The sequence below is a fragment of the Microbacterium hatanonis genome (genome assembly GCF_008017415.1).
GTDB lineage: Bacteria > Actinomycetota > Actinomycetes > Actinomycetales > Microbacteriaceae > Microbacterium > Microbacterium hatanonis.
Window position 1 is genome coordinate 89,461 of sequence record NZ_VRSV01000001.1, and the last position, 25,067, is coordinate 114,527.

The following is a 25,067-nucleotide window of genomic DNA, read 5'->3' on the forward strand; positions in this document are numbered from 1 at the left end:
CGACACCCTACGTCCGGTCGTCGACATCGCGGCCGGCCGTCAACGCCGCGACGATCGTGGTCACCCCGAAGTCCCACGCCTCGTCGACGTCGCCGCCGAGGTTGAACCCGCCGTTCAGCTCCATCGAGATGAAGCCGGTGGCCCAGGCCGTGAGCGTGCGCGCCGCCTCGAGGGCTCGCTCCGCGCCCGCCAGCCGTGACGACAGGAGCAGGATCGGTTCGCTGGCGGCGGCACCGAACTGCGGCCGCGCCACGGGCACGCCCGCACCGGGCGACATGACCAGCCGGAACGCCGCGGGGCGCTCGGTGCCGAAGCCGCGCAGGGTGTCGGCGAGCCGCCGGGCGTCGGCCTCCGGATCGGCCTCGAGGCGCAGGGTCAGCTCGACCAGTGCCGCCTCGGCGACGAGCTGCAGGAGGTCGTCACGGCTGGCGACCCTCTTGTAGAGGGAGGGCGCGCGGACACCGACGCGATGTGCGACCGCCTGCATCGTGACGCCGGCGAGTCCCTCCTCCTCGAGCAGGGCGCTCGCCGCGCGCACGATCGCGTCGAGCGAGGTTCGTTCGGGAGTGGGCACGATCCAAGTATAGCTATTGACGATAGCCATGATAGCTATGTATCGTAGCCATCATGGAACTCGAACCCGGCCTGCACCGCATCGGCAATGACATCGTCGCCGCGTATATCGTCGTCACCCCGGCGGGGGTGACGGTCATCGACGCCGGTCTCGCCGGCCATTGGCGTGACCTTCTGTCCGAGTTGGCATCGATCGGGCGCAGCCTGGACGACGTGAAGGGCGTCATCCTCACCCATGGCGACGCCGATCACGTCGGCTTCGCCGAGCGACTGAGGCGGGAGTGCGGGGTCCCGGTGTACATCCACCCCGATGATGCGGACCGGGCGAAGGGCGGGGAGAAGCCGGCGAACGCGAAGCAGACGATGAAGCTCGGTGCCACCGCCGGGTTCGCGCTGTACTCGGTGCGCAAGGGCGGTCTTCGCACGACGTGGTTGACCGAGACCGTCGACGTCCGCGACGGCGACACCCTCGACCTCCCCGGCTCCCCGCGGATCATCGGGCTCCCCGGGCACTCGGCCGGCAGCATCGCCGTCCACGTCCCCGACCTGAGCGCCGTCTTCGTGGGTGACGCGCTCACGACCCGGCACGTGCTCACGGGTCGCGTGGGTGCTCAGCCGGCGCCGTTCACCGACGAGCCCGATCGGGCGATCGCGTCGCTCCGGGCGCTTCTTCCGACGCGCGCGACGTGGGTCCTTCCCGGGCACGGCGCTCCGTGGCGCGGCGGCGTCGAGGCCGCGGTCGCGTCGGTCGAGAAGGCGGCCGCGGCGCGCTGAGGCCTGCGCCGCAGCATCCGCCCGAGACGGCGTGATTCAGAAGCGGTCGGGCGAAGGTGTGCCGTGGCCGTACCGGATCGCGACGTCGGCGTGACGGTCGAAGCGGTAGCCGACCCCCCGGACGGTGCGGACGATGTCTTCGTAGGCACCGAGCTTCGCCCGCAGGCGGCGCACGTGCACGTCGATCGTGCGCTCGCCGGGCGCCTCGTCGTCGGTCGAGCCCTCCCAGAGCGACGAGACGAGCTCGGTGCGCTCGATGGTGCGCCCCTCGCGCAGCACGAGGTACTGCAGGAGCTCGAACTCCTTGAACGTGAACGCGGCCGATTCGCCGTCGATGAGCACGCGCTTGCGCGAGATGTCGACCACCACGCCGCCGGGCGCGCGGTCCTCGTCGGCGGGTTCGTCCTTCGTGCGGGCGATCGCCGACGGCTCGTGCAGCGCCAGGCGCACCACGTCGACGTCGCGGCCGCCGGCGCCCACCGGGGCCAGGGCGACGGTCGCGTAGGTCTCGGCGGCGGGAGCGAGTTCGTTCAACGTGCGGCGCAGTGCGTCGACGAGGACGCCCAGGCTGACACCGGCGCTGGCGGCGGTCGCTTCGTCGATGCCGACGTAGAGGGCGAATCCGCGCGGGGTCGTTCCGGCGGGGAGGGCGGCACGCGGGGCGGGAGCGACGGGGGCGGATGCTTCGTCGCCGGTCACCGCGTGGAGGTGACGGGTCTGCGTGGTCGGGCGTTCGAGGAGAGCGGTGTTCGACATGGGAGATGGAGGTCCTTGCGTGGGAACCCGGGCTGAGCCTCGCGGGTTCGGAATGTGTGCGGGACGGCCGTGCGGGCCGGTGGCAAGACGGTCGGATACGCGTGATCGACGCGAGACCGATGTCTCGGGGGACGAGCGCTCGAGGTTCAGAAGTCGAGCGTGGTCCTGGCGGGGGTCACCGAGTCAGCGACACATTCGACAGCACATCGCAACGCGGTCGGCCATCATGCCGACGGTTCCGTTCGCCTCCACGGCGGACAGAGTGCGTGCGTTGAGAGTCATGCTGGCGATTATCTCCAGCATGGGCTGTCAGGTCAAGTCGAAGGTCGCCTCCGGCTGATCGGTGGCGCGTGCTCGCGGGCGTAGCCTCTTCTGGTGACGTCCAGCCCTGTCGATCTCGTATCGGCCCCGCCCCCGCAGTGGTCGGATCTGAGCGCGACCGGACGGCGCGTGCTTCTCGACCTCCTCGTGCACGGCCCCCGCTCCCGCATCCGCATCGCCGAGCGTCTGGGTCTGTCCCGTGCGAGCCTCACCCGTGTGGCGCGCGAGCTCGTCGACAGCGGTGTGGTGCTCCAGGGCGACACGCTGCCGAGCGCGACGCGGGGGCGCCCCGCGGAGGAGCTGCAGCTGCGGCCGCAGGCGGCCCACTTCATCGGCGTGAAGATCACCGCCGAGCGCATCTACGTCGTCGCCACCGATCTCGCCGCCGAGGTGGTCGACGAGATCAGTGCTCCGCTGATCTCGCCCGACGTCGAGACCGTGGTCGACGAGATCTCCGCCGCGGCGGCCAGCCTGATCCGCCGCTTCGGCAACGTGTCGGCGGTGGGGGTCGGCCTCGCGGCAGACGTGCTGCGCCGCGACGGCGAGGCGGTCGTCAAGGCATCGCCGCTGCTCGGGTGGAGCGAGCCCATCCCCCTCCCGCGCCTTCTCGAGGAGCGGATCGGTCTGCCCATCACGGTCACCAACGACGTCCACGCACTCACCGCCGCCCACCACTGGTTCGGCAGCGGGGTCAACCACCGCTCGCTCGTCGTGTACGGCGTCGGAGCCGGTATCGGAAGCGGCGCGGTGATCGACGACGAGCTCGTCGAGGGGGCGAACGGACGCAGCGGCCGTGTCGGTCACACGCGCGTCGGCGGCACGGGGCGGGTGTGCGCGAACGGCCACACCGACTGCGTGCACAGCTTCGTGAGCATGCCGGCCATCGAGCTCAATGCGGGGGTCGCGCCCGGGGAGTACCCCCTCGCCGTCGCCCGCGCGAGAGCCGGCGGCGTGCGCGAGGCGGAGGCGTTCTCGTCGGCGGCATACGCGCTCGGGGCGGTGGTGGCGGAGTCGGTCAATCTCTTCGACCCCGAGCTGGTCTCGCTCATGGGGGAGGGCCTCGACATGCTCGACCTCGCACCCGGCGCCTACCGCGACGGCCTCGTCGCGCACCTCGAGCAGGTGCCGATCGAGAGCGTCCGCACAGAGCGTCCCCCCTTCACTTTCGGCCTGTACGCGCGCGGTGCGTCGGCCACGGCGATCCGCGATCTCCTCTCGGAGTGAGTTCGCCGGAGGCGTCTCACGGACGCTTCCATGTTTTTGTTTCACTAGTTGACAAATGAGCGCGGGTCGCTGAAGGTGGGTATCGGCAAGCCGGTCGAACGCCGGCCGCCGACCCGCACTGAGACCAATCGCGGCGTTCGTCGCGACTACAAGGGAGTAGAAAGTGAAGCGCACCACTTCTCTTCGCATCGGCGCAGCAGCCGTTGCGAGCGCAGCAATCCTCGTCACCGCCGGTTGCGCCGGCGGGTCGGGTGAAGAGTCCGGCCCCGTCACGCTCGAGTATTGGGCGTGGGCGCCCGGCATCGAAGACGTCGTGGCGGTGTGGAACGAGAACAACCCCGACATCCAGGTGAACGTCGTCGAGGCCGCCGGTGCCGACGACATGGTCGCCAAGCTCCTCGCCGCCCAGCGCGCCGGAGAGGGCCCCGACCTCGCTCAGGCCGAGTACCAGAAGCTTCCGAACCTCGTCGTGAGCGACGTGGCCATGGACATCAGCGAGTACGCCGACCAGTTCACGGGCGACTACACCGAGGGCGCTCTCAGCCTCGTGACCGTCGGCGAGGGCATCTACGCCGTGCCGCAGGACACCGGGCCCATGATCTTCATGTACCGCAAGGACATCTTCGACGCCAACGGGTGGGCGCCGCCCACCACGTGGGACGAGTACGCCGCGTTGGCCGCGGCCGTCAAGACCACGCTGCCGGGGTCGTTCCTCGGCGGGTACCCCGATGACGCCTCGACCATGGCCGCCTATGCGCAGCCGCTCGGCGCGCAGTGGTGGGCCACCGAGGGCGACGCGTGGAAGGTGGGAGTCGATGACACCGAGACCCAGCGCGTGGTGAACTTCTGGCAGCCGCTCGTCGAGGAGGGCCTGGTCGACACCACGCACTTCTTCACCCCCGAGTGGGGCACGATGATGAACGACGGCACGCTCCTCAGCTGGACCGCCGGAGCATGGGCGCCGGCCTCGGCGTTCTCGGTCGCCCCCGACACCGCGGGCCTGTGGGCCGCCGCCGAGATGCCCACCTGGGACGGCGAGTCCGAAACCGGGTTCATGGGCGGATCGTCGGTCATGGTGACCCAGAACTCCGAGCACCCCGAAGAGGCCGTGAAGTTCCTGCAGTGGCTCAACGGCAGTGAAGAGGGCGGCAGTGGCCTCATCGACATCGGTCTGTTCCCCGCGTCGTCGGCAGGACAGGCGGAACTGGCGGGTCGCCCTGTGCCCGACCTCGTGAGCGGTCAGAGCGACTTCTGGGATCTCGCGGTCGACATCGCAGGCAACAGCGCGACGTTCACGTGGGGTCCGAACGTGCAGGTCGCGTTCGACGCCTGGTCGGACGGCGTGAAGGCCGCCGCGCAGAACGGCGGTTCGTTCGCCGACGTGCTGTCCGCCGCGCAGTCCGCGGTCATCGCGGATCTCGAAAGCTCCGGCTTCACGGTCGCCGACTGACCTACCCGATCGGAGGGAGGGCGCGTCCACGGGCGCGCCCTCCCGCCACCTAGGAGACCCACGACGTGACGACCTTGACCCCCCGCGGCGCCGCCCGGCGGACGACCCTGCGGCCCCGCGTGGCCCCGTGGATGTTCCTCGCCCCCGCGCTCATCCTCTTCGTGATGTTCCTGATCGTCCCGATCGGGTACGCGATCTATCTGAGCGTGATGCAGCTGAGGTCCTCCGGCGGCGCGTTCGGCATCCGCCGGCAGACGTTCGTCGGCCTCGACAACTACATCGCCACCCTCACCGACCCCGAACTGCTCGCCTCGCTCGGGCGTCTCGGGATCTTCGCGATCATCTCGGTTCCGCTCACCCTCGGACTCGCCCTGATGTTCGCCCTGCTCCTGGATCTCCCGCGTGTGCGCTTCCAGCGGTTCTCGCGGCTGGCGATCTTCCTCCCCTACGCGGTCCCCGGCGTGATCGGCGCCCTCCTGTGGGGCTTCCTCTACCTCCCGCGGACGAGCCCGGTCAGTTATGCCCTGGCGGCCGTGGGCCTCCCGTCGATCGACTTCCTCAACGGCTCGTGGCTCTACCTCTCGCTGTCGAACATCGCGGTGTGGGCGGGCGTCGGGTTCAACATGATCGTGATGTACACCGCTCTGCGCTCCATCCCGGCCGAGCTCTACGAGGCGGCCAAGATCGACGGCGCCAACGAATGGCAGATCGCGTGGCGGATCAAGGTGCCGCTCCTGACCCCCGCGCTCATCCTGACCTTCCTCTTCTCGATCATCGCCACGTTGCAGGCCTACTCGGAGCCGACGACCCTCCGGGCCATGTCGAACTCCATCTCGTTCAACTTCTTCCCGCTCATGAAGATCTATCGCGATGCGTTCAACCTGGACAACACCTCCGGCGCCGCCGCCGCGTCGGTCATCCTGGCGCTGGGAACGCTGATCATCTCGCTCGGGCTCCTTCGCCTCCTGCAGCGCCGCACCTTCGGAGAGAACTGATGACCACCCTCACCGAGCGGACGCCCCGCTCCGCGCGCACTCCTCGTTCCACGGGCCCCTCCCGACCGGCGGGCACGCCCCGCTCGGCGCGTCGCACCCGTGTGATCCCGACCCTCGTGCTGATCGTCGGTGCGATCTACACGCTCATCCCGATCGTCTGGGTCTTCACCGCGTCGACCAAGACCCGCGGCGAGCTCTTCAGCACGTTCTCGTTCGTCCCGGGCACCGGGTTCTGGCAGAACCTCGTCGACCTGTCCACCTACGGCGGCGGCGTCTACTGGAAGTGGGCGCTGAACAGCATCCTGTACGCCGGCGGCGGCGCGGTGCTCTCGACCCTCGTCTCGGCCGCCGCGGGCTACGCCCTGGCCCGGTACCGCTTCCGCGGTCGCGCGCTCGTGTTCAACGTGCTGCTCGCGGGCGTCATGCTGCCTCAGATCACGCTCGCGATCCCGCAGTACTTCCTCATGGCCGAGATCGGCCTGGCGAACACGTACTGGGCCGTGCTGCTGCCGAGCATCATCAACCCGTTCGGCATCTACCTGGCGACGATCTATGCGCAGTCCTCCGTGCCCGAGGACACGGTGGAGGCGGCCCGACTCGACGGCGCGAGCGAGCTGCGCATCTTCCGCTCCATCGCGATGCCGCTCATGATCCCGGGCCTCATCACCGTGTTCCTCCTGCAGTTCGTCGGCATCTGGAACAACTTCCTGCTGCCGTTCATCATGCTCAGCAACGAGGAGCTCTACCCGCTGACGACCGGTCTCTACCTGCTGCTCAACCGCGGCACCGGTACCCCCGCGCTCTACTCGCTCGCGATCATCGGCGCTCTGCTGGCACTCATCCCGCTCCTGCTGATGGTGCTCGTGCTGCAGCGCTTCTGGCGACTCGACCTCATCAGCGGCAGCCTCAAGGGCTGATCGCACTCGATCACGAAAGAACCATGAACGACTTCATCTCGCACGCCGCCGATCTCCCGGCTCCCACCCGTTTCCCCTGGATCGCCGAGGGCATCGCCTTCGGCGGCGACTACAACCCCGAGCAGTGGCCGGAGGAGCTCTGGCCCGAAGACATCGCCCTCATGCAGCGCGCGGGCGTCACCTCGGTCTCGCTCGGCATCTTCTCCTGGGGCATGCTCGAGGTCGCCGACGACGTCTGGGAGTGGGGGTGGCTCGACCGCATCATGGACCTGCTGCACGCCGGCGGGATCGGTGTGAACCTGGCCACGCCGACGGCCGCGCCTCCGATCTGGCTGCTGCAGTCGCATCCGGAGATCGCGACGGTGGATGCCGACGGTCACCGCACCGCGCAGGGAGGGCGGCTCGCGTGGTCGCCGAGCTCCGCGGTGTTCCGGCGCTACGCCGTGCGGGTCGTCCGGGCCGTGGCCGAGCGCTACGGCACCCACCCCGCGCTGCGCATGTGGCACGTCAGCAACGAGATCGGCAACGAGAACGGGCGCTGCTTCAGCGAGGAGACGGGAGCGGCCTTCCGCGTCTGGCTCGCCGCGCGCTTCGGTGACGTCGAACAGCTCAACGCCGCCTGGGGCACCGCCTTCTGGGGGCACCACTACACCTCGTTCGATCAGATCGAGCCTCCTCGCGGTGCGCGGACCGGTCACAACCCGGCCCTCCTGCTCGACTTCGAACGGTTCACCTCCGACGCCCTCATCGGCCACTACCGCGCCGAGCGCGACGTGCTGCGCGAGATCACGCCCGACGTGCCGATCACCACGAACTTCATGGTCATGAACACCCCCGGCGCGACCGATCACGAGGTGTGGGCGCGCGAGGTCGACATCGTCGCGAACGACCACTACACGATCGGCGCCGACCCGCACCGGCACAGCGAGCTCGCCTTCAGCGCAGACCGCGTGCGCGGTCTCGTGGACGGGCGGCCCTGGATGCTGATGGAGCACTCCACCGCGGCGGTGAACTGGCAGGGCGTGAACCGCGCGAAGTCCGCCGGCGAGATGGCGCGCGATTCGCTCGCACACGTCGCCCGCGGCTCCGACGGCGTGCTGTTCTTCCAGTGGCGCGCCTCCACCGCGGGAGCCGAGCAGTTCCACTCCGCGATGATCCCGCATGCGGGCGTCGACTCGCAGATCTTCCGCGATGTCGAGCAGCTGGGTGCGACGCTCACGGCACTCGCACCAGTGCGGGGCAGCCGGGTCGAGAAGGCCCGCGTCGCGCTGCTCTTCGACCACGACACGGTCGCGGCGCTGCGTTCGGGCCGCAAGCCCAGCACCCGCGTCGATCCGATCGATATGCCCATCGCGATCCACCGCGCGTTGACCCAGCGGGGGATCGCGGTGGACGTGCTGCCCTCGTCGGCCGACCTCGATGGATACGCCGCGGTCGTCGTACCCACGCTGTACCTCGTCGACGACGCACTGCCGGCGCGCGTCGAGCGCTTCGCGGCGGCGGGCGGGCACGTGCTCGTGACCTACTTCTCCGGCATCGCCGATGTGAACAACCGGGTGCGCACCGGAGGCTACCCCGGCGCATTCCGCGACCTCCTCGGTGTGCGCGTCGACGAGTTCTTCCCGCTGATGGCGGACGAGAGCGTCGAGCTCGACAACGGCTGGACCGCCGACGTCTGGCTCGAGAACGTCGACGCCCACGATGCAGAGGTGCTCGCCCGCGTCGCGACCGGCGAGCGGGCCGGTGTGCCCGCCTACACCCGCCGCACCGTGGGAGCGGGATCGGCCGCCTACCTGGCCACCCGCCCCGACGAAGCGGGTCTCGACGCGGTCGTGGGCGATCTCGTCGACATCGCCGGCGTTCAGCCGGTGGCCGTCGTCGACGCCGGCCTCGAGGTGACGCGGCGCACCGCCGACGACCGGTCGTACCTGTTCCTGATCAACCAGACGGGCCACGAGCGCCGGGCCGAAGCATCCGGTCGCGATCTCGTCTCGGGCGAGAGCTACGAGGGGTCTGTGCGCGTCGCGCCCGGCGCCGTCGTCGTCATCGAGGAGTCACGGTGAAGTTCACCGACGGGTTCTGGCAGCTGCGTCCCGGAGTCGCGGCCCTCTACGCCCAGGAGGCGTACGACATCTGGCCCACCGACGACTCCGCGGGGCTCGTCGTCACGGCCCCCACGAAGGTCGTCGCCGGGCGCGGCGACACGCTCAACCGGGCGACGCTGACGGTCGCGCTGTCGTCGCCCGCCGAGGGGGTCGTGCGCGTGCGGATCGCGCACCACCTCGGCGGTGCGGCCCCCCGGTCGTTCGACCTCCCCGGTGAGTCGTCCGCGGGCGAGACCGTGCTCGACGCCACCGGCGGGGAGCTGCGGACCGGCTCACTCGTCGCGCGCATCGAGCAGGGCGCCCCGTGGTCGCTCTCGTTCTCGTCGAACGGGCGTCGGCTCACCGGCAGCGGTGCGAAGGCGGCGGGATACATGACTCTCGCCGACGACGCGCAGGTCGACCCGGGAATCGTCGGCAACGCCCGTGCGGGCACGCCGGTCGGGCGCCCCCGCACGTTCGTGCACGAGCAGCTCGACCTCGGCGTCGGCGAACTGGTCTACGGTCTCGGCGAGCGCTTCGGCCCCCTCGTCAAGAACGGCCAGACGGTCGACATCTGGAACGCCGACGGCGGCACGTCGAGCGAGCAGGCGTACAAGAACGTGCCGTTCTACATCTCGAGCCGCGGGTACGGCGTGCTCGTGAACGACCCCGGTCACGTCTCGTTCGAGATCGGCTCGGAGGCGGTCGAGCGCGTGCAGTTCTCGGTGCCCGGCGAGGTGCTGGAGTACTTCGTGATCGACGGCCCGACCCCGAAGGACGTGCTCGAGCGCTACACCGCTCTCACCGGCCGCCCCCCGGTCGTGCCCGCGTGGTCGTACGGCCTGTGGCTGTCGACGAGCTTCACCACCGACTACGACGAGGCGACGGTCACCTCCTTCATCGATGAGATGGCCCGACGCGAGCTGCCGGTATCGGTCTTCCACTTCGACTGCTTCTGGATGCGCGAGTTCAACTGGTGCGACTTCGAATGGGATCCGCGGGTCTTCCCCGATCCCGACGGGATGCTGCAGCGCCTCCACGAGCGGGACCTCCGGGTGTCGGTGTGGATTAATCCCTACATCGGACAGCGGTCGCCGCTGTTCGCCGAGGCGGCCTCGCAGGGTTTCCTGGTGAGCCGCGCCGACGGCTCGGTATGGCAGTGGGACCTCTGGCAGGCGGGGATGGGGCTGGTCGACTTCACCAACCCCGACGCGACGCGCTGGTACCAGGACAAGCTGCGCGACCTCATCGCGCAGGGCGTCGACTGCTTCAAGACCGACTTCGGCGAGCGCATCCCGCTCGATGTCGAGTACTTCGACGGCAGCGCGCCCGACCGCATGCACAACCTCTACACGCATCTCTACAACAAGGCCGTCTACGACGTGCTGGTCGAGACGCGCGGTGAGGGCGAGGCGGTGCTGTTCGCACGGTCGGCCACGACCGGCGGGCAGACCATGCCGGTGCACTGGGGAGGCGATTCGACCTCGACCTTCCCGTCGATGGCCGAGACGCTCCGCGGCGGTCTCTCGCTCGCGCTGAGCGGCTTCGCGCACTGGAGCCATGACATCGGCGGCTTCGAGGGCACCCCCGACGCGACGGTGTTCAAGCGGTGGACCGCCTTCGGGATGCTGGGCACCCACAGCCGGTTCCACGGGTCGCAGTCGTACCGGGTGCCGTGGCAGTTCGACGACGAGGCGGTGGAGGTCACCCGCATCTTCACGCGGCTGAAGATGCGGCTGATGCCCTACCTCTTCCAGCAGGGGCTGGATGCGGCCGCCACCGGGGTCCCGGTGATGCGGCCCATGGTGCTCGAATTCCCCGACGACCCCGCGGCGGCCTATCTCGACAGGCAGTACATGCTGGGCGCCGACCTGCTCGTCGCGCCCGTCTTCTCGGAGTCGGGCGAGGTGGAGTTCTACCTTCCCGCGGGCGACTGGACGTCTCTGCTTACGGGCGCGACCGTCCGCGGGGGAGGATGGCGTCGCGAGACGCACGGTTTCGACAGCATCCCGCTGTACGCCCGCCCCGGCGCGGTCATCCCGTGGGGGGCTCGCTCCGACAGGCCGGACTACGACTATCTCGACGGGCTCACCCTCCGGGTGTTCCCCGGCGGTGAGGGTGAGGCAGAGGTGACGGTGACCACTCCCGACGGGAGAAGCGAGACGCTCCGCGCCGACCGTGGGGACGTGACCCGGTGAGCGCGGGGAACGCCGATTACCGCGACAGCGGACTCGTCTTCCCCGAGGGGTTCACCTTCGGGTCGGCGACCGCGTCGTACCAGGTCGAGGGCGGGGCCCGTGAAGACGGGCGCCTCCCGTCGATCTGGGACACCTTCAGCGGGACGCCCGGGCGCGTGTGGAACGGCGACACCGGCGACGTGGCGTGCGACCACTACCACCGGTGGGAATCCGACCTCGACCTGATGAAGGATCTCGGGCTCGACGCCTACCGGTTCTCGATCGCCTGGCCGCGGATCGTGCCGGCCGGCACGGGCGCCGTGAACCAGGCCGGCATCGACTTCTACTCGCGACTGGTCGACGGGCTGCTCGAACGCGGGATCCGTCCCGTCGCGACGCTGTACCACTGGGATCTGCCGCAGCCGCTCGAGGACGCCGGCGGGTGGCCGGTGCGGGCGACGGCCGACGCCTTCGAGCGGTACGCGGAGATCATGGGGACGGCGCTCGGCGACCGCATCCACACCTGGACGACCCTGAACGAGCCGTGGTGCTCGGCCTACCTCGGCTACGGCCAGGGCGGGCATGCCCCCGGCCGTGCCGAACCCGCGTCGGCGCTCGCCGCGGTGCACCACCTGAACCTCGCCCACGGGCGCGCGGTGCAGGCGCTGCGCGCGACCTCGACCGGCGACCCCGACTACTCCGTGACGCTCAACTTCCACGTGGCGCGCGGCCGCGGAGATCAGGCCGCGGAGGCGATCCGTCGCGTCGATGCGCTCGCCAATCGCGCCTTCACCGGGCCGATGCTGCGGGGCGAGTACCCGGCGGATCTGCTGCAGGACACCGCATCCGTCACCGACTGGTCGTTCGTGCAGGAGGGCGACCTGGAGGCCATCCACCAGCCGATCGACGTGCTGGGCGTCAACTACTACTCCACCGTCACGGTGCGGCTCTGGGACGGTGTCTCGCCCCGCCAGGTGAACGACGGGCACAAGGCCACCGCCGGCGGCACCGCCTGGCCCGGCAGCGACGGGGTGCTCGAATTCCTCGAGCAGCCCGGTCCGTACACCGAGATGGGCTGGAACATCGCACCCGAGGGGCTCGAGGAGCTCCTGCTGTCGCTCCGCGAGCAGTTCCCCGACCAGGCGCTCATGGTCACCGAGAACGGCGCCGCGTTCGCCGACGAGGTCGCCGAGGACGGATCCGTCCCCGACGCCGACCGGCTCGACTACCTCAGGCGTCACTTCACCGCCGCGCACCGGGCGATGCAGCAGGGCGTCGACCTGCGCGGATACTTCGTCTGGTCGCTGCTCGACAACTTCGAGTGGGGGTACGGGTACGCCAAGCGGTTCGGCATCGTGCGGGTCGACTTCGACACGCTCGAGCGCACCGTCAAGCAGAGCGGTGAGTGGTACGCGCGACTGGCGAAGACGGGCACGCTTCCGGAGTAGGGCGGCGACGCAGCATCCGCTCGTGTCGGCCGCTGCGTCGGCGAACGGCGCCGTCGTCGGAGCTACCGCCCGGAAAGCTCCGACCTCGGTGTGATTCTCCGACGGCGAAGGCATCTCCGCGCCGGTCGAGCGTAGCCTGGAGTGATGGCTGATCTGCGATTCACCGACGAGAAGGACGCCTCGCGGTACACGCTGCACAACGGCGACGACCTCGTCTCGGTGCTCGACTACCGCGACGATGGGCGCACGGTCGCGATGACCCGCGCCTACACGATCCCCACCTTCCGCGGGCACGGGTACGCCGGCGAGCTCGTCGAGCGCGCGGTCGCCGAGCTCGAGCGCGACGGCTCGCGCCAGGTGAGCCCGGTGTGCTGGTACGTGAACGACTGGTTCGACGCGCGCCCCGAGCGCGCCGGCATCCTGGAAGCGCGCGCCGGAGCGTAGCCGGGGCGCCGGTCCTACACTGGCGACGTGCACATGGAGGATGCCTTCACCGCCGTCGCGATCGGATTCGAGTCGATCGGCGCTCTCGCCATGACGGCGGGGTTCGTGGTCGCGGTCGTCCTCGGCATCCGTTCCCTTCGTCGCGGCGAGGGCGGGTCGCGGGCCTTCGCGGTGCTGCGCACGACCCTCGGCGGGGCGATCCTCCTCGGCCTCGAGGTGCTCGTGGCCGCCGACCTCATCCGCACCATCACGTCGAAGCCCTCGGTCGAGGACGCCCTGATCCTCGGGCTCATCGTGCTCATCCGCACCGTGCTGTCGATGTCGATCCAGATCGAGATCGACGGGGTGCTGCCGTGGCGTCGCGCGCTCCTCACGAGCGGCGGCCAGGTCGTCGCCGGCGCGGTGGCCCGTGACCGGGCCGCAGGCAGGTCCGCCGACGACTGACCCGCCGCGCCCGGGGCGTCAAGCCCCCTCACGTCCGGCGCCTCTGCGGCCAGGGTGGAGGAAACGAGAGGAGCGGTGATGAGCGATCAGAACCTGCCCGAGGGCGTCATCAACGCGAACCCGCCCGGCGGCTACGAGAGCGGCGACGTCGCCGACGGCGAGACGGCGGAGCAGAACCGGGATGCTGCGGGCTCGCCCGGGCTCTCGGAGTCGGGGCTCGCGCCGCAGGGCGGCGACGAGCCGTCCGACCCCATCGAATCCCCGGACGCCACGCAAGGCGCCGACCCCGATCTCGCCGCCGACGAGGAGAGCTGACATGCCCGAGAACCACGACGCAGACCAGAACGAGGGCGTCGCCGCGAACGCCGACCAGGTTCCCGGAGCGGGAGCCTCGGCGGCGGACTCGTACGGCGGAGCGGTCTCGGACGAGCCGACCCCCGTGACCGAGCCCGGCACGCAGAACGAGCCCGTGCAGGACATGCACGACACGACCGACGAGGACAAGATCATCGGCATCGTCGCTCAGACCCGTCAGGACGTCGGCGGCAAGGGCGAGCGTCGCATCGCAGAGGTGCTGCGCCAGCGCTTCCGCGAGACCGGCGTGGACGTAGCCGACGACCGCATCGCCGCCCTGGTCGCCGAGGTCGCCCGGGGCTGACGCGGTCTCCCCGCAGAGTTCTGCGGCGTTCCCTCTCGTCGAGACCGTACGTTCTCGCCGAGCCCGCACGTCATTGCGGACAGTCGCGTGGTGGCTCGGCGGTCTCGTACGGTCTCGACGGGTCTGGAAGCGGGCGAAGAGCGCGCGTATCGTGTGGCGCATGTGCCGCAACATCGTTCCGCTCCACAACTTCGAGCCCGCAGCGACCGACGCGGAATGCCACGACGCCGCGCTCCAGTTCGTCCGCAAGATCGCCGGGACCACCAAGCCGTCCCGCGCCAACCAGGCGGTGTTCGACGAGGCCGTCGAGCAGATCGCTCACGCCACGCGTCATCTCATCGACGGTCTCGTCACCACCGCCGCGCCGAAGACGCGCGAGGACGAGGCCGCAAAACGCCAGGCGCGTTCCGCCGAGCGCTACGAAGCCATCCGCGTGTACCAGCGGGAGAAGCGGGCGGCTCGCGCGGCATCCTGATCCCCTCGCCGTTCGGTGAGGTCGACCACCCGATGGCGCCCCGTGCGGCCTCGCGTCCGGGCTGCTCGGGGAGTCTGAACGCCCGTGTCGGAGGCGGCACGTACCGTGTCGGTATGCGCATCCTGCACACGTCCGACTGGCACATCGGCCGGTCGTTCCACGGCCACAGCACGCTCGACGCGCTGCGCGGCGTGCTCGACGTGCTGGTCGAGCAGGTGAGCGAGCACCGCATCGACGTCGTGGTGCTCGCCGGCGACGTGTTCGACTCCGCTGCTCCGGCGGCAGCCTGCTACTCGCTCCTCAGCGACACCCTCGTGAAGCTCTCCGACGCGGGCGCCCGGGTGATCGTGACGAGCGGCAACCACGACTCCGCCGCCCGGCTCGGGTTCCAGTCGGCGCTCCTGCGGCCGGGCATCAGCGTGGTGACCGACCCTGCCTCCGTCGGTGCCCCCGTCACCATCGACGACGCCGACGGCCCCGTGCACTTCTACGCCATCCCCTATCTCGAACCCGCGATCGTCCGCCACCGGTGGGAGGGCGTCGAGCTGCGCAGTCAGGCCCAGACGCTGGGGCACGTCATGGGCATCGTGCGCGACGACCTCGCCGAGCGCGGCGGTCGGTCGGTCGTCGTCTCCCACTGCTTCACCGCGGGCGTCGAAGCCACACCCGGTGTCGAACGAGAGATCCGCCAGGGCGGTCTCGACGTCGTGCCCGTCTCGGTCTTCGACGGCCCCGACTACGTCGCACTCGGACACATCCACGGCCGCCAGACCCTCACCGATCGTGTGCGCTACGCCGGAGCGCCCCTGCACTACAGCTTCGGCGAGGGCGACAAGCCCCGCGGGTCGTGGCTCGTCGACCTGGATGCTGCGGGCCTGGCGTCCGTCGAATGGCTCGCTCTGCCCGTGCCCCGCCCTCTCGTGACGCTCCGCGGAACGCTCGACGAGCTGCTCGGCGACCCCCGCTTCGCCGAGCACGAGCAGTCGTGGGTGTGCGCGCAGTACACCGACCCCACGCCGCAGCTCGACCCGATGCGGCGCCTGCAGCACCGGTTCACCCACTGCGCGACGGTCATGCACGCGCCCATCGGCGCGGTCGCCGACGACGGGCGGGACTACGCCGGGCGGGTACGAGCGGCGCGTGACGACGTCGAACTCGTCGACGCCTTCCTCGCCCACGTGCGCGCCGGCGAAGGCGCCTCCGCCGACGAGGTGACGCTCATGAGAGAGGTCGTCGACGCGCGCACCCTGACCGAGGCGACGGCGTGAAGCTCCACCGGCTCGAGCTGGCCGGGTTCGGCCCGTTCCTCGAGCGGCAGAGCGTCGACTTCGACGCGTTCGCCGACGACGGCATCTTCCTGATCGCCGGGCGCACCGGTGCCGGCAAGTCGAGCGTGCTCGACGGGGTGTGCTTCGCCCTCTACGGCAGCGTGCCGCGGTACGAGTCCGGCGAGAAGAGGCTGCGCAGCGATCATTGCGGCCCCGAAGACCCCACCGAGGTCACGCTCGAGTTCACCGCCGAGGGCAGCCGATGGCGTGTCCGTCGCTCGCCGGAGTACGAGCGGCCGAAGAAGAACGGCGGCGGATTCACGACACAGGCGCCGCAGGCCCTGCTGGAGGAGTTCTCCTCGGGCACGTGGACCGGCGTCGCCGCCCGACCTCGTGACGTCGCCGCGCGGCTCGACGAGATCCTCGGCCTCACGCAGCAGCAGTTCCTGCAGGTCATCCTGCTCGCACAGAACCGCTTCGCGCGGTTCCTGCTCGCCCGCAACGACGAACGGCAGGCGCTGCTGCGCACCCTGTTCGCCACGCGCACGTACGAGGACTACGAACGCGAGCTCGAGAGCCGCCGCAAAGATGCCGAGCGCGCCCTCGCCGCCGAGGGCGACACGGCCCGTGTGCTGGTCGACGAGGGCGAGCTCCTCGCGCGCGAGTCCGACCTCGACGGGACGACGCACGGTGCGATGGCCGCTGAGTCGACGGATGCTGCCGCGCCGCCCGAGAGCGTCGATGCGGTGCGGCCCCTCGCCGACCGGGTCGTTGCGCTCGTGCGCGCCGTCGAGCGCGCGGAGTATCGCGTCGACACGCTCGCCCGCGCGCGCGACGGCGCCGACGCCGAGCTCGCGGCGGCGACGGAGCGCGAGCGGGCGGCGGCCGCGCTGCGCGCCGCCCAGGAGCAGCGCCTCACCGCTCGGGCGGCCCTCGAGGCGCTCGAGGCTCGGGCGGAACGCATCGCCGAGATGCGCGCCGAGCTGGCGCTCGCCAACGCGGCCGAAGCCCTCCGCTCGTCGATCGAGAACGCCGGTCGTGCCGAGTCCGCGGCGCGACGAGCCGCCGACGCCGAACGCGACGCGCTCGCGCGGTGTTCGGCCCTGGGCGAGGGGTCGCCGACGAACGCCTCCCTCCGTGACCGCGAAGACGAACTGGCCGCGACCATCGCGGCGAGCGACGCCGCGCTCGCCGCCGAGGGGGAGCGCACCGCGATCGACGCCTCTCTCCGCGCGGCGCGCGAGAGCGAACAGGCGATGCTGCGCGAGATGGCCGAGCTCGACGAGCGTCGCCGCCCCGTCCCCGCCCTGCTTGCGCAGCTGTCCGAGCGCCTGACCGCCGTGGCGGGCGCCGCCCGGGGCGCCGAATCTGCGCGCGCGGTCCTCGCCGACACCGAACGCAGGCGTGCCGCCGCCCATGAGGCGGTCGCGCTCGAGGCCAGTGTCCGCACGGCTGAGCGCGAGGCGCTCGAGCGCGGAACGGCCGTGACGACGACGGCCGCGCGCCTGACGGCACTGCTTCAGCGCCGGCTCGACGGTGCGGCGGGCGATCTCGCCGCCGCCCTCGTCGACGGTGAGCCCTGCCCTGTCTGCGGCGCGGTCGACCACCCGCATCCTGCGCCCGTGTCGGACGACCCCGTCGGCGATGACGAGATCGCCGCCGCCGAGGCCGAGAAGGACGCCGCCATCGACGCCGACCGGGCAGCGGCTCTCGCGTGGCGTGCGGCCCGCGACGCGCATGCCCTCATCGCGGTCCGGGCAGGAGGCGACGACGTCGCCACGCTCGACGCGGCTGTCGAATCGGCGGCGGCTGCGCTGTCCCGCGCCGAGGCCGACGTCTCGGCGGCGGAGGCGCTGACCGCCGAGCACGCCGAGCTCTCGGCGCTCGCCGAGGCGGCCGCGCTCGAGCACGCCCGGCTGACCGAGGCGCTGGCCGAGGTGCGGCAGCGGGTCGCGCTCGACGAGCAGCGCGCGACGACCGCCGCAACGATCGTCGACGCCGCGCGCGGCGAGTTCGCCACGGTGGCCGAGCGCCGAGCCGACGCGGTCGGTCGACGCGATGCGGTGCGCGCCCTCGCCGAGGCGCGGGCCGAGCTCGCGCTGCGCACGCAGGTGCTCGCCGATGCTCGCGCCGACCGCGACGCCCGTCTGGCCGCGTCCACGTTCGACGACCCGTCCGCGGTCGAGGCCGCGCTCCGCGACCCCGCCGCGCGGGCGCGGCTCGACGACGCGGTGCGCGAGCACGAAAGCGCCGCCCGTGCGGCGAAGGAGCGCCTGCTCGAGCTCGAGCTCGCCCTCGTCGACGCGCCCGACGAACTCGTCGACCTCGACGGGCCCGCCCGGGCCGTCGCCGTGGCGCGGGAGGCCTTCACCTCCGCGATCTCCGCGCTGGCCGCCGCGACGGGGGTCGCCGAACGCCTCCGCGATCTCACCCAGCGCGCCGACGCCGCGACCGAGGGCATCACCGCCCTCGCCGACCGGCACGCGGTGATCGCCCGACTGGCCAACACGGTCGCCGGGCGCGCGCCCAACACGCACCGCATGACGCTCGAGACGTTCGTGCTGGCCGCCGAGCTCGAAGAGATCGTCGGCGCGGCGAACCTCCGCCTCGCCGAGATGTCGTCGGGGAGGTACCGCCTGCAGCATTCCGACGCGCTCGCGGCTCGCGGCGCGGCATCCGGCCTCGGACTCGAGATCATGGACGCCTTCACCGGCCAGGCGCGCCCACCGCAGTCGCTCTCCGGGGGTGAATCGTTCCTCGCCTCCCTCGCCCTCGCCCTCGGCCTCGCCGAGATCGTCACCGCACGCGCCGGCGGTCTGCGCCTCGACACCCTCTTCATCGACGAGGGCTTCGGGTCGCTCGACGACGACACCCTCGATCTGGCCATGCGCACGCTCGACGAACTGCGCCAGGGCGGGCGCACGGTCGGAGTCATCAGCCACGTCGCATCGATGAAGGAGCAGGTCCCCGCTCAGCTGCTCGTCGAGGCGACGCCGCAGGGGCCGAGCGTGATCCGGCAGCAGTCCACCGTCGCCGTCTGAGTCGCACGGGTAGGCTGGAGGCATGAACAAGTCGACGATCTGGTCCATCCTCGGAGTCATCGTCGCGATCGTGATCGCGTGGTTCCTCGTGAACATCCTGTTCTCGGTGCTCGCGTTCGTCTTCAAGCTGCTCATCGTCGCGGTGGTCGCCGCCGTCGTGTACTTCGCACTGCGGGCGCTCTTCTCCCGCGACCGCGAGGTGTGATTTCCACACGATGAGCAAGGGGGGCCGCGTGCGAGTGATCCGTGGCTACCCTGAAGCGTGATGTCTGACGCGCCCTCCACCCAGAACCGGAAGGGCGCACACCCTCCCACCCAGGACATCCAGCTGAGCCCGAGCCACCGCTGGCGGGCCTACTGGATCGCGGTGTCGGTCGCCGCTCTGACGATCCTCGACCTCAGCAAGGTCAACGTCGCGCTTCCCTCGATCGAGTCGGCGCTCGGGGCGGGGCCGACCGAGCTGCAGCTCATCGTCTCGGGTTACATCCTCACCTTCGGTCTCGTGCTCGTACCCGCAGGACGCCTCGGCGACCAGCGCTCACGACGCGCGCTCTTCCTCATCGGCCTCTCGCTCTTCCTCGTCACCAGCCTCGCTTGTGCGCTCGCGCCCACGGCGCCGATCCTGCTCGTCTCCCGCCTGCTGCAGGGCGTCGCCGCCGGGATCCAGATGCCGCAGGTGCTCGGGCTCATCCAGCAGCTGTTCCAGGGCAAGGAGCGCGGCCGCGCGTTCGGGCTCTTCGGCGCCACCATCGGCATCGCGACCGCCTTCGGTCCTACCCTCGGCGGCCTGATGATCGCCCTCGGTGGAGAGACAGACGGGTGGCGGCTCATCTTCTGGATCAATGTGCCGCTCACCCTCATCGTGATCGTGCTCGCGGCCTTCTTCCTCCCGAGCACGCGCACGAAGTCGCATCGCAAGGTGCAGCTCGACCCCGTCGGCGTGCTGCTGTTCGGGCTCGCGGTCGCCGGTCTCATGCTGCCGTTCCTGCTCACCACGGGCTCGCCGGACGACAACCCCGCGCGGTGGTGGCTGATCGTCGGCGGCGCCGTGTTCGTCGCGGCCTTCATCGCGTGGGAACGCCGCTACTCCGCGCGGGGGCGCGTGCCGCTCATTCCGTTCGAGGTCTTCGCGCACGCCTCGTACCGCAACGGCGTGCTCATCTCGACGACCTACTTCGCCGCGCTCCCGGCGACCTTCATCCTCACGACGCTGTTCCTTCAGAGCGGGCTCGATCTCGAGCCGGTGTTCGCCGGGATGGTGACGATCGGTTTCGCCATCGCCTCGGCCATCTCGTCGTGGATCGGCGGCAACCTGGTCACCCGGCTCGGGCGACCTCTCGTGGTCTGGGGCGTTGCGGGTCTGCTCGTGAGCATCGTCGGCATGGTCTCCGCCGCGATCTTCCTCCCGCCGGAATGGGCTCTGCTCGGAATGGGGTCGATCCTGGCCGTCGGCGGCTTCGCGGGAGGCCTGGTCATCTCCCCGAACCAGACGTTGATGCTCGCCGACATCCCCGTCGCGCAGGGCGGGCTCGCCGGCTCCGTCGGTCAGCTCGGCCAGCGCATCGGAACGGCCATCGGCACGGCCGTCGCGCTCGCGCTGTTCTACTCGACGGTCTACGCCGAGCAGGGCACGCGCACGACGCTCGACGTCTACCACGACGCCTACCTCTACGGCATGATCTCGGTCGCGATCTTCCTCGCGCTCTCGCTCATCGTCGGTGTCGTCGACCTCGCCGGCCGACGACACCGCGGCGAGCCTCAGACGCCGTAGAGCTCGCGGATACTGGTGCGCAGCCACTCGCTGCAGACCAGCGCGGCGTCGTCCCACTCCTCGGTCGCACCGTCCTGCGCCCGGTCGCTGACCGCGCGGAGGATGCGGATCGGCACGTCGAACTGCTGGGCGACCCAGACGAGGGCGTAGGACTCCATGTCGACCATGCGGGCGCCGAGGGAGCGGATCGCGACGACCGCGTCGGCGTCGTCGATGAAGTGGTCACCGGTGGCGATCACGATGCCGTCTGCGGCCAGCTCCACCCGCTCGGGCAGCCAGACGTGGTGGCCGATGATGCCGTCGAGGCCCTTCACATCGTGCTGGAGGGCCGCGCCGATCTCGTGCACGCCCGATTCGAGGTCGGGGTCGATCGCTCCGGCGGTGCCCACGACGACGATCTCGTCGTAGGTGTTCGTCGCAAGGGCTCGCGTGAGGGCGTAGGCGGCGGGGACCTTACCGACGCCGGTGAGCAGTCGGTCGAAACCGGGCAGCTCAGGCTCGAAGGCGACGAGTTCGGACGGATGGGCGGCAACGAGAAGCTTCACCCGCCCATTCTCTCAGCCGCCGTTGACGATGCCGATGATCCCCGAGATGAGGAAGTAGGCGCCGACGCCCGCCACCGCGATCCAGATGCCTATGCGGGTCGGAGACGGCTTCTTCGGGTCGTTGTCGGAGTTCAGGGGCAGCATCCGGTATTACGACCTCACCAAGTCGACGACGGAGACGATGACGGCGAGGGTGCCGCCGATCGCAGCGATGGCGGCGACGAACGGGCCACCGCCGGCGAAGAAGGCGACGACGCCGAAGGCGATCAGCGCGAGCCCGACGACGATGCCGATGATCTGGTACGCGAGGTACCTGCCTCGGCCGAGTCGTTGTTCGTCTTCCACGCTTGCAGGCTACCGGGTCACCCCCGCGATCCCCCTTTCTGCGCGGTAGGGGTTGTCGCGGAAGCGTCGTTTCGCCAGGCTTCGTGGATGAGAACCCCGCGCCCGGATGACATCCGCCCCGGCCAGGAATCGGTCTGGGACTACCCCCGCCCGCCCCGGCTCGAGCACGTCGACGTGCGGGTGCAGATCGATTTCGGCGGCGAGCGCATCGTCGACACCGACGACGTCGTACGCGTGCTCGAGACGAGCCATCCCCCCGTCTACTACCTGCCGATCGCGGCGTTCGGCGAGGCGCTCGTGCCGACCGACGGAGCCTCGTTCTGCGAGTTCAAGGGCGCCGCGCGCTACTTCGACGTGCACGGCGGCGCCGAGCGGGCCGACCACGCCGCGTGGAACTACCCGAGGCCGATGCCCGGGTACGAGGATCTCGACGACCGCGTCGCGGTGTATGCCGCTCCCATGGACCGATGCATCGTCGACGGGGAGGTCGTCGTGCCTCAACCCGGAGGGTTCTACGGCGGCTGGGTGACGGCGGCCATCGCGGGTCCGTTCAAAGGCATTCCCGGCTCGCACGGCTGGTAGCGCCCGCGCGGGCGGCGGGCTCAGCTCTTCGCGCCCGTGAGGGCGAGAGTGCCGCCGAGCCCGATCATCATCACCCCGCCGGTTCCCGACAGGGTGGCGATGCGGCGCGGTGACCGCGCGAACCAGGCGCGGGCGGTGCCGGCGGCGAGGGCCCAGACGCTGTCGCACGCCAGGGCGAGCACCTGGAACGTGAGTCCGAGGATCAGCAGTTGCGCCCAGACGGCCGGTGCGGCGGGGTCGACGAACTGCGGGAGGACGGCGACGAAGAACGCGATGGTCTTGGGGTTCGTGAGCCCGACGACGAAGCCCTGTCGCAGAAGCACCCACGACGAGCGCGTGGCACCCGGCGCTCCCTGCACGTGCGCGTTCCGGTGGCGGATCGCCTGCACGCCGAGCCAGACGAGGTAGATCGCGCCGACGATCTTGATGATCGTGAACGCGACGACCGACGAGGCGACGATCGCTCCGATCCCGAACGCCACCGCGAGAACCGCCGGCACCGTCCCGAGGGCGTTGCCCACGACGCTCAGCACGCCGGCCCGGCGACCCAGCGCGATCGATCGCCCGATCACGAAGAGCACGCTGGGGCCCGGGATCACGATGATCACGACCGAGGCGACGGCGAAGGCGAGGAGGTTCTCGAGCGGCAGCATGAACGAAACGTACCGCCTCCGCAGCGGTGCGGGTGTCGTGTGCGGAGCTCAGCCGAAGTGGTCGGGGAGAGCGGCGTGCAGTTCGTCGACCCAGACGCGGGCGTTGCCGTCCGACGGCGCGCGCCAGTCGCCCCGCGGCGACAGCGAGCCGGCGGGCGAGACCTTCGGACCGTTGGGGATCGCCGAACGCTTGAACTGCGCGAATCCGAAGTAGCGCTGCAGGAACACCTCGAGCCAGCGCACGACCGTCGCCAGGTCGTACGCGGGCCGGTCGTCGACCGGGAATCCCGGGGGCCACGCGCCGGCGTCGGGGTCCGACCACGCGCGCTCCGCGAGGAAGGCGATCTTCGAGGGGCGCAGGCCGTAGCGCAGCACGTGGAACAGCGTGAAGTCGTGGAGGTTGTAGGGCCCGATGCGGTCTTCGGTCGACTGCATGCGCCCATCCTGCCCGGCGGGCACGAGCTCCGGGCTGATCTCGGTGTCGAGAACGGCCTGCAGCACGCCCGCGGTCGACGCATCCATCTCTCCGGAGGAGACGACCCAGCGGATCACGTGCTGGATGAGCGTCTTGGGGATGCCGGGGTTCACCGCGTAATGGCTCATCTGGTCGCCGACGCCGTAGGTCGCCCAGCCCAGGGCGAGTTCGGACAGGTCGGAGGTGCCGATCACGATGCCACCGCGCTGGTTCGCGAGGCGGAAGAGGTAGTCGGTGCGCAGACCCGCCTGCACGTTCTCGAAGGTGACGTCGTGGACGGGCTGACCGTCGGCGAACGGGTGACCGATGCGGGCGAGCATCTCGGATGCTGCGGGCCTGATGTCGATCGTCTCGATCGAGGCGCCGACTGCCTCGGCCAGGGCGATGGCGTTGGCCTTCGTGCCCTCGCTGGTCGCGAATCCGGGAAGCGTGTAGGCGAGGATGTCGCTGCGCGGGCGGCCCATGCGATCCATCGCCCGGGCGATCACGAGCAACGCATGTGTGGAGTCGAGCCCGCCGCTGACGCCGATCACAGGCTTGGGCTGACCGATCGCGCGCAGACGCTGCTCGAGGCCCGACACCTGGATGTTGAAGGCCTCGTAGCAGTCCTGCGCGAGGCGCGCGGGGTCGTCGGGCACGAACGGGAAGCGGTCGAGCGCGCGGCGCAGGCCGACGTCGGTCGCCGGTGGGCTGAGCTCGAAGCGCACCGTGCGGAAAGCGCCGGAGTGCGTGCGGCGGTTGTCGTCGAACGTGCCCTGCCGCGCGCGGTCCTGACGGAGCCGGTCGAGGTCGACGTCCGCGACGCTCGAGCGAGGCCCGTCGGGGAACCGCTCGGTCTCGACGAGCAGCTGCCCGCCCTCGTAGATCATCGTCTGGCCGTCCCACGACAGGTCGTTCGACGACTCGCCCATGCCGGCGGCGGCATACGCGTACGCGGCGAGGCAGCGCAGCGACTGCGACTGGGCCAGGATCTTGCGATCGTCGGCCCGCGCGATCGTGATCGGGCTGCCCGAGAGGTTCAGCAGCACGGTCGCGCCGGCCAGGGCAGCGGTCGACGACGGCGGCACCGGCACCCACATGTCTTCGCAGACCTCGGCGTGGATCACGAGTCCGGGGATGTCGGAGGCCTCGAAGAGCAGGTCGGGGCCGAAGGGCGCATCGAACCCCGCAACGCGGATGGCCTCGCCGGAGCGATCGTCACCGGGCGCGTACCAGCGTCGCTCGTAGAACTCGCGGTACGTCGGCAGGTACGACTTCGGAGCGACGCCGAGGACGGTGCCGCGATGGATCACGATGGCGCAGTTGTACAGGCGGTTGCCGTGGCGGAGCGGCGCTCCGACGACGAGCACGGGCAGGAGGTCGGCGGATGCGGCGACCAGGCGCGCGATCGCGGCCTCGACGGCGTCGAGCACCGGGTCCTGCAGCACGAGGTCGTCGATCGCGTACCCGGTGAGGCACAGCTCCGGGAAGACGGCGACCGCGACGGCGTCGGCGTCGGCTCGACGCGCCGCCTCCAGCACCGTGTCGGCGTTCGTGGCCGGGTCGGCGATCGAGATCGGGATCGTGCACGCGGCCACGCGCGCGAACCCGTGGCGGTAGGCGCTCGAGAAGGGGAGAGCGGTGCTCATGGCCCCAGTCTCTCAGGTG

25 protein-coding genes are annotated in these 25,067 nt (G+C 70.7%); 18 read left to right on the forward strand and 7 right to left on the reverse strand.

Annotated features, from left to right (window positions below; all coding sequences use genetic code 11):
* Positions 1-7: 7 nt before the first annotated feature.
* Positions 8-604, reverse strand: a complete 597-nt coding sequence (locus FVP77_RS00435) for a TetR/AcrR family transcriptional regulator (protein ID WP_246133918.1) — start codon at positions 602-604, stop codon at positions 8-10.
* A 23-nt stretch (positions 605-627) separates the two neighbouring features.
* Between FVP77_RS00435 and FVP77_RS00440 the strand changes: the two genes are divergently transcribed.
* Positions 628-1,347, forward strand: a complete 720-nt coding sequence (locus FVP77_RS00440) for an MBL fold metallo-hydrolase (RefSeq protein ID WP_147892750.1) — start codon at positions 628-630, stop codon at positions 1,345-1,347.
* Positions 1,348-1,383: 36 nt separating this feature from the next.
* Here FVP77_RS00440 and FVP77_RS00445 read toward each other — a convergent pair whose 3' ends face one another.
* On the reverse strand, positions 1,384-2,103 hold the full coding sequence (locus FVP77_RS00445; RefSeq protein ID WP_147892751.1) for a winged helix-turn-helix domain-containing protein: 720 nt from the start codon (positions 2,101-2,103) through the stop codon (positions 1,384-1,386).
* A 375-nt stretch (positions 2,104-2,478) separates the two neighbouring features.
* On the opposite strand from FVP77_RS00445, the gene FVP77_RS00450 reads away from it, so the two are divergent.
* The 16 genes from FVP77_RS00450 (at position 2,479) to FVP77_RS00525 (ending at position 20,820) form a co-directional block, all read left to right on the forward strand.
* On the forward strand, positions 2,479-3,648 hold the full coding sequence (locus FVP77_RS00450) for an ROK family transcriptional regulator (RefSeq protein WP_187266759.1): 1,170 nt from the start codon (positions 2,479-2,481) through the stop codon (positions 3,646-3,648).
* A 163-nt stretch (positions 3,649-3,811) separates the two neighbouring features.
* Complete coding sequence (locus FVP77_RS00455) at positions 3,812-5,098, forward strand: ABC transporter substrate-binding protein (protein WP_147892753.1); 1,287 nt, start codon at positions 3,812-3,814, stop codon at positions 5,096-5,098.
* Positions 5,099-5,163: 65 nt separating this feature from the next.
* The gene (locus FVP77_RS00460) at positions 5,164-6,093 is read left to right on the forward strand and encodes a carbohydrate ABC transporter permease (protein WP_246133919.1); all 930 of its coding nucleotides are present in this window, start codon (positions 5,164-5,166) and stop codon (positions 6,091-6,093) included.
* The gene (locus tag FVP77_RS00465; protein ID WP_147892754.1) at positions 6,093-7,010 is read left to right on the forward strand and encodes a carbohydrate ABC transporter permease; all 918 of its coding nucleotides are present in this window, start codon (positions 6,093-6,095) and stop codon (positions 7,008-7,010) included. Before FVP77_RS00460 ends, FVP77_RS00465 begins: the two co-directional genes overlap by 1 nt.
* A gap of 23 nt (positions 7,011-7,033) precedes the next feature.
* Positions 7,034-9,073, forward strand: a complete 2,040-nt coding sequence (locus FVP77_RS00470; RefSeq protein WP_147892755.1) for a beta-galactosidase — start codon at positions 7,034-7,036, stop codon at positions 9,071-9,073.
* Positions 9,070-11,292 (forward strand): alpha-xylosidase, encoded by a 2,223-nt coding sequence (gene yicI, locus FVP77_RS00475; protein WP_147892756.1) that lies wholly within the window; start codon positions 9,070-9,072, stop codon positions 11,290-11,292. Before FVP77_RS00470 ends, yicI begins: the two co-directional genes overlap by 4 nt.
* Positions 11,289-12,719 (forward strand): GH1 family beta-glucosidase, encoded by a 1,431-nt coding sequence (locus tag FVP77_RS00480; RefSeq protein WP_147892757.1) that lies wholly within the window; start codon positions 11,289-11,291, stop codon positions 12,717-12,719. The genes yicI and FVP77_RS00480 overlap by 4 nt, the downstream gene beginning before the upstream one ends.
* A 144-nt stretch (positions 12,720-12,863) precedes the next feature.
* Positions 12,864-13,163 carry a GNAT family N-acetyltransferase gene (locus FVP77_RS00485; protein ID WP_147892758.1) on the forward strand — a complete coding sequence of 100 codons (300 nt, stop codon included), beginning with the start codon at positions 12,864-12,866 and terminating at the stop codon, positions 13,161-13,163.
* A 33-nt stretch (positions 13,164-13,196) separates the two neighbouring features.
* Positions 13,197-13,607, forward strand: coding sequence for a DUF1622 domain-containing protein (locus tag FVP77_RS00490; protein WP_147894378.1), 411 nt, complete (start codon positions 13,197-13,199; stop codon positions 13,605-13,607).
* Between the two features lie 78 nt (positions 13,608-13,685).
* Positions 13,686-13,922, forward strand: a complete 237-nt coding sequence (locus FVP77_RS00495; protein ID WP_246133920.1) for a hypothetical protein — start codon at positions 13,686-13,688, stop codon at positions 13,920-13,922.
* A gap of 1 nt (position 13,923) precedes the next feature.
* Positions 13,924-14,265, forward strand: a complete 342-nt coding sequence (locus tag FVP77_RS00500) for a hypothetical protein (protein WP_147892760.1) — start codon at positions 13,924-13,926, stop codon at positions 14,263-14,265.
* Positions 14,266-14,425: 160 nt separating this feature from the next.
* Positions 14,426-14,740 (forward strand): DUF2277 domain-containing protein, encoded by a 315-nt coding sequence (locus FVP77_RS00505; protein ID WP_147892761.1) that lies wholly within the window; start codon positions 14,426-14,428, stop codon positions 14,738-14,740.
* Between the two features lie 113 nt (positions 14,741-14,853).
* Complete coding sequence (locus tag FVP77_RS00510; RefSeq protein WP_147892762.1) at positions 14,854-16,008, forward strand: exonuclease SbcCD subunit D; 1,155 nt, start codon at positions 14,854-14,856, stop codon at positions 16,006-16,008.
* Positions 16,005-19,049, forward strand: coding sequence for an AAA family ATPase (locus tag FVP77_RS00515; protein WP_147892763.1), 3,045 nt, complete (start codon positions 16,005-16,007; stop codon positions 19,047-19,049). The genes FVP77_RS00510 and FVP77_RS00515 overlap by 4 nt, the downstream gene beginning before the upstream one ends.
* A 22-nt stretch (positions 19,050-19,071) precedes the next feature.
* Positions 19,072-19,254 carry a hypothetical protein gene (locus tag FVP77_RS00520; RefSeq protein WP_147892764.1) on the forward strand — a complete coding sequence of 61 codons (183 nt, stop codon included), beginning with the start codon at positions 19,072-19,074 and terminating at the stop codon, positions 19,252-19,254.
* A gap of 60 nt (positions 19,255-19,314) precedes the next feature.
* Positions 19,315-20,820: an MFS transporter gene (locus FVP77_RS00525; RefSeq protein WP_147892765.1), complete on the forward strand. Its 1,506-nt coding sequence runs from the start codon at positions 19,315-19,317 to the stop codon at positions 20,818-20,820.
* Here the strand turns inward: FVP77_RS00525 and FVP77_RS00530 are convergent.
* The 3 genes from FVP77_RS00530 to FVP77_RS00535 are packed head-to-tail and all read right to left on the reverse strand — an operon-like array spanning position 20,808 to position 21,710.
* Positions 20,808-21,365 carry a phosphorylase family protein gene (locus FVP77_RS00530; RefSeq protein ID WP_147892766.1) on the reverse strand — a complete coding sequence of 186 codons (558 nt, stop codon included), beginning with the start codon at positions 21,363-21,365 and terminating at the stop codon, positions 20,808-20,810. The genes FVP77_RS00525 and FVP77_RS00530 overlap by 13 nt on opposite strands.
* Positions 21,366-21,377: 12 nt before the next feature.
* On the reverse strand, positions 21,378-21,509 hold the full coding sequence (locus tag FVP77_RS17120; protein WP_259460095.1) for a hypothetical protein: 132 nt from the start codon (positions 21,507-21,509) through the stop codon (positions 21,378-21,380).
* A 6-nt stretch (positions 21,510-21,515) separates the two neighbouring features.
* Complete coding sequence (locus tag FVP77_RS00535; protein ID WP_147892767.1) at positions 21,516-21,710, reverse strand: hypothetical protein; 195 nt, start codon at positions 21,708-21,710, stop codon at positions 21,516-21,518.
* Positions 21,711-21,797: 87 nt separating this feature from the next.
* Between FVP77_RS00535 and FVP77_RS00540 the strand changes: the two genes are divergently transcribed.
* Entirely contained in the window at positions 21,798-22,292 is a 495-nt protein-coding gene (locus tag FVP77_RS00540) for a DUF427 domain-containing protein (RefSeq protein ID WP_147892768.1), read from the forward strand.
* Between the two features lie 20 nt (positions 22,293-22,312).
* Here FVP77_RS00540 and FVP77_RS00545 read toward each other — a convergent pair whose 3' ends face one another.
* On the reverse strand, positions 22,313-22,945 hold the full coding sequence (locus FVP77_RS00545; RefSeq protein WP_147892769.1) for a LysE family translocator: 633 nt from the start codon (positions 22,943-22,945) through the stop codon (positions 22,313-22,315).
* A 48-nt stretch (positions 22,946-22,993) separates the two neighbouring features.
* Complete coding sequence (locus FVP77_RS00550; RefSeq protein ID WP_147892770.1) at positions 22,994-25,048, reverse strand: NAD(+) synthase; 2,055 nt, start codon at positions 25,046-25,048, stop codon at positions 22,994-22,996.
* Positions 25,049-25,067: the final 19 nt, after the last annotated feature.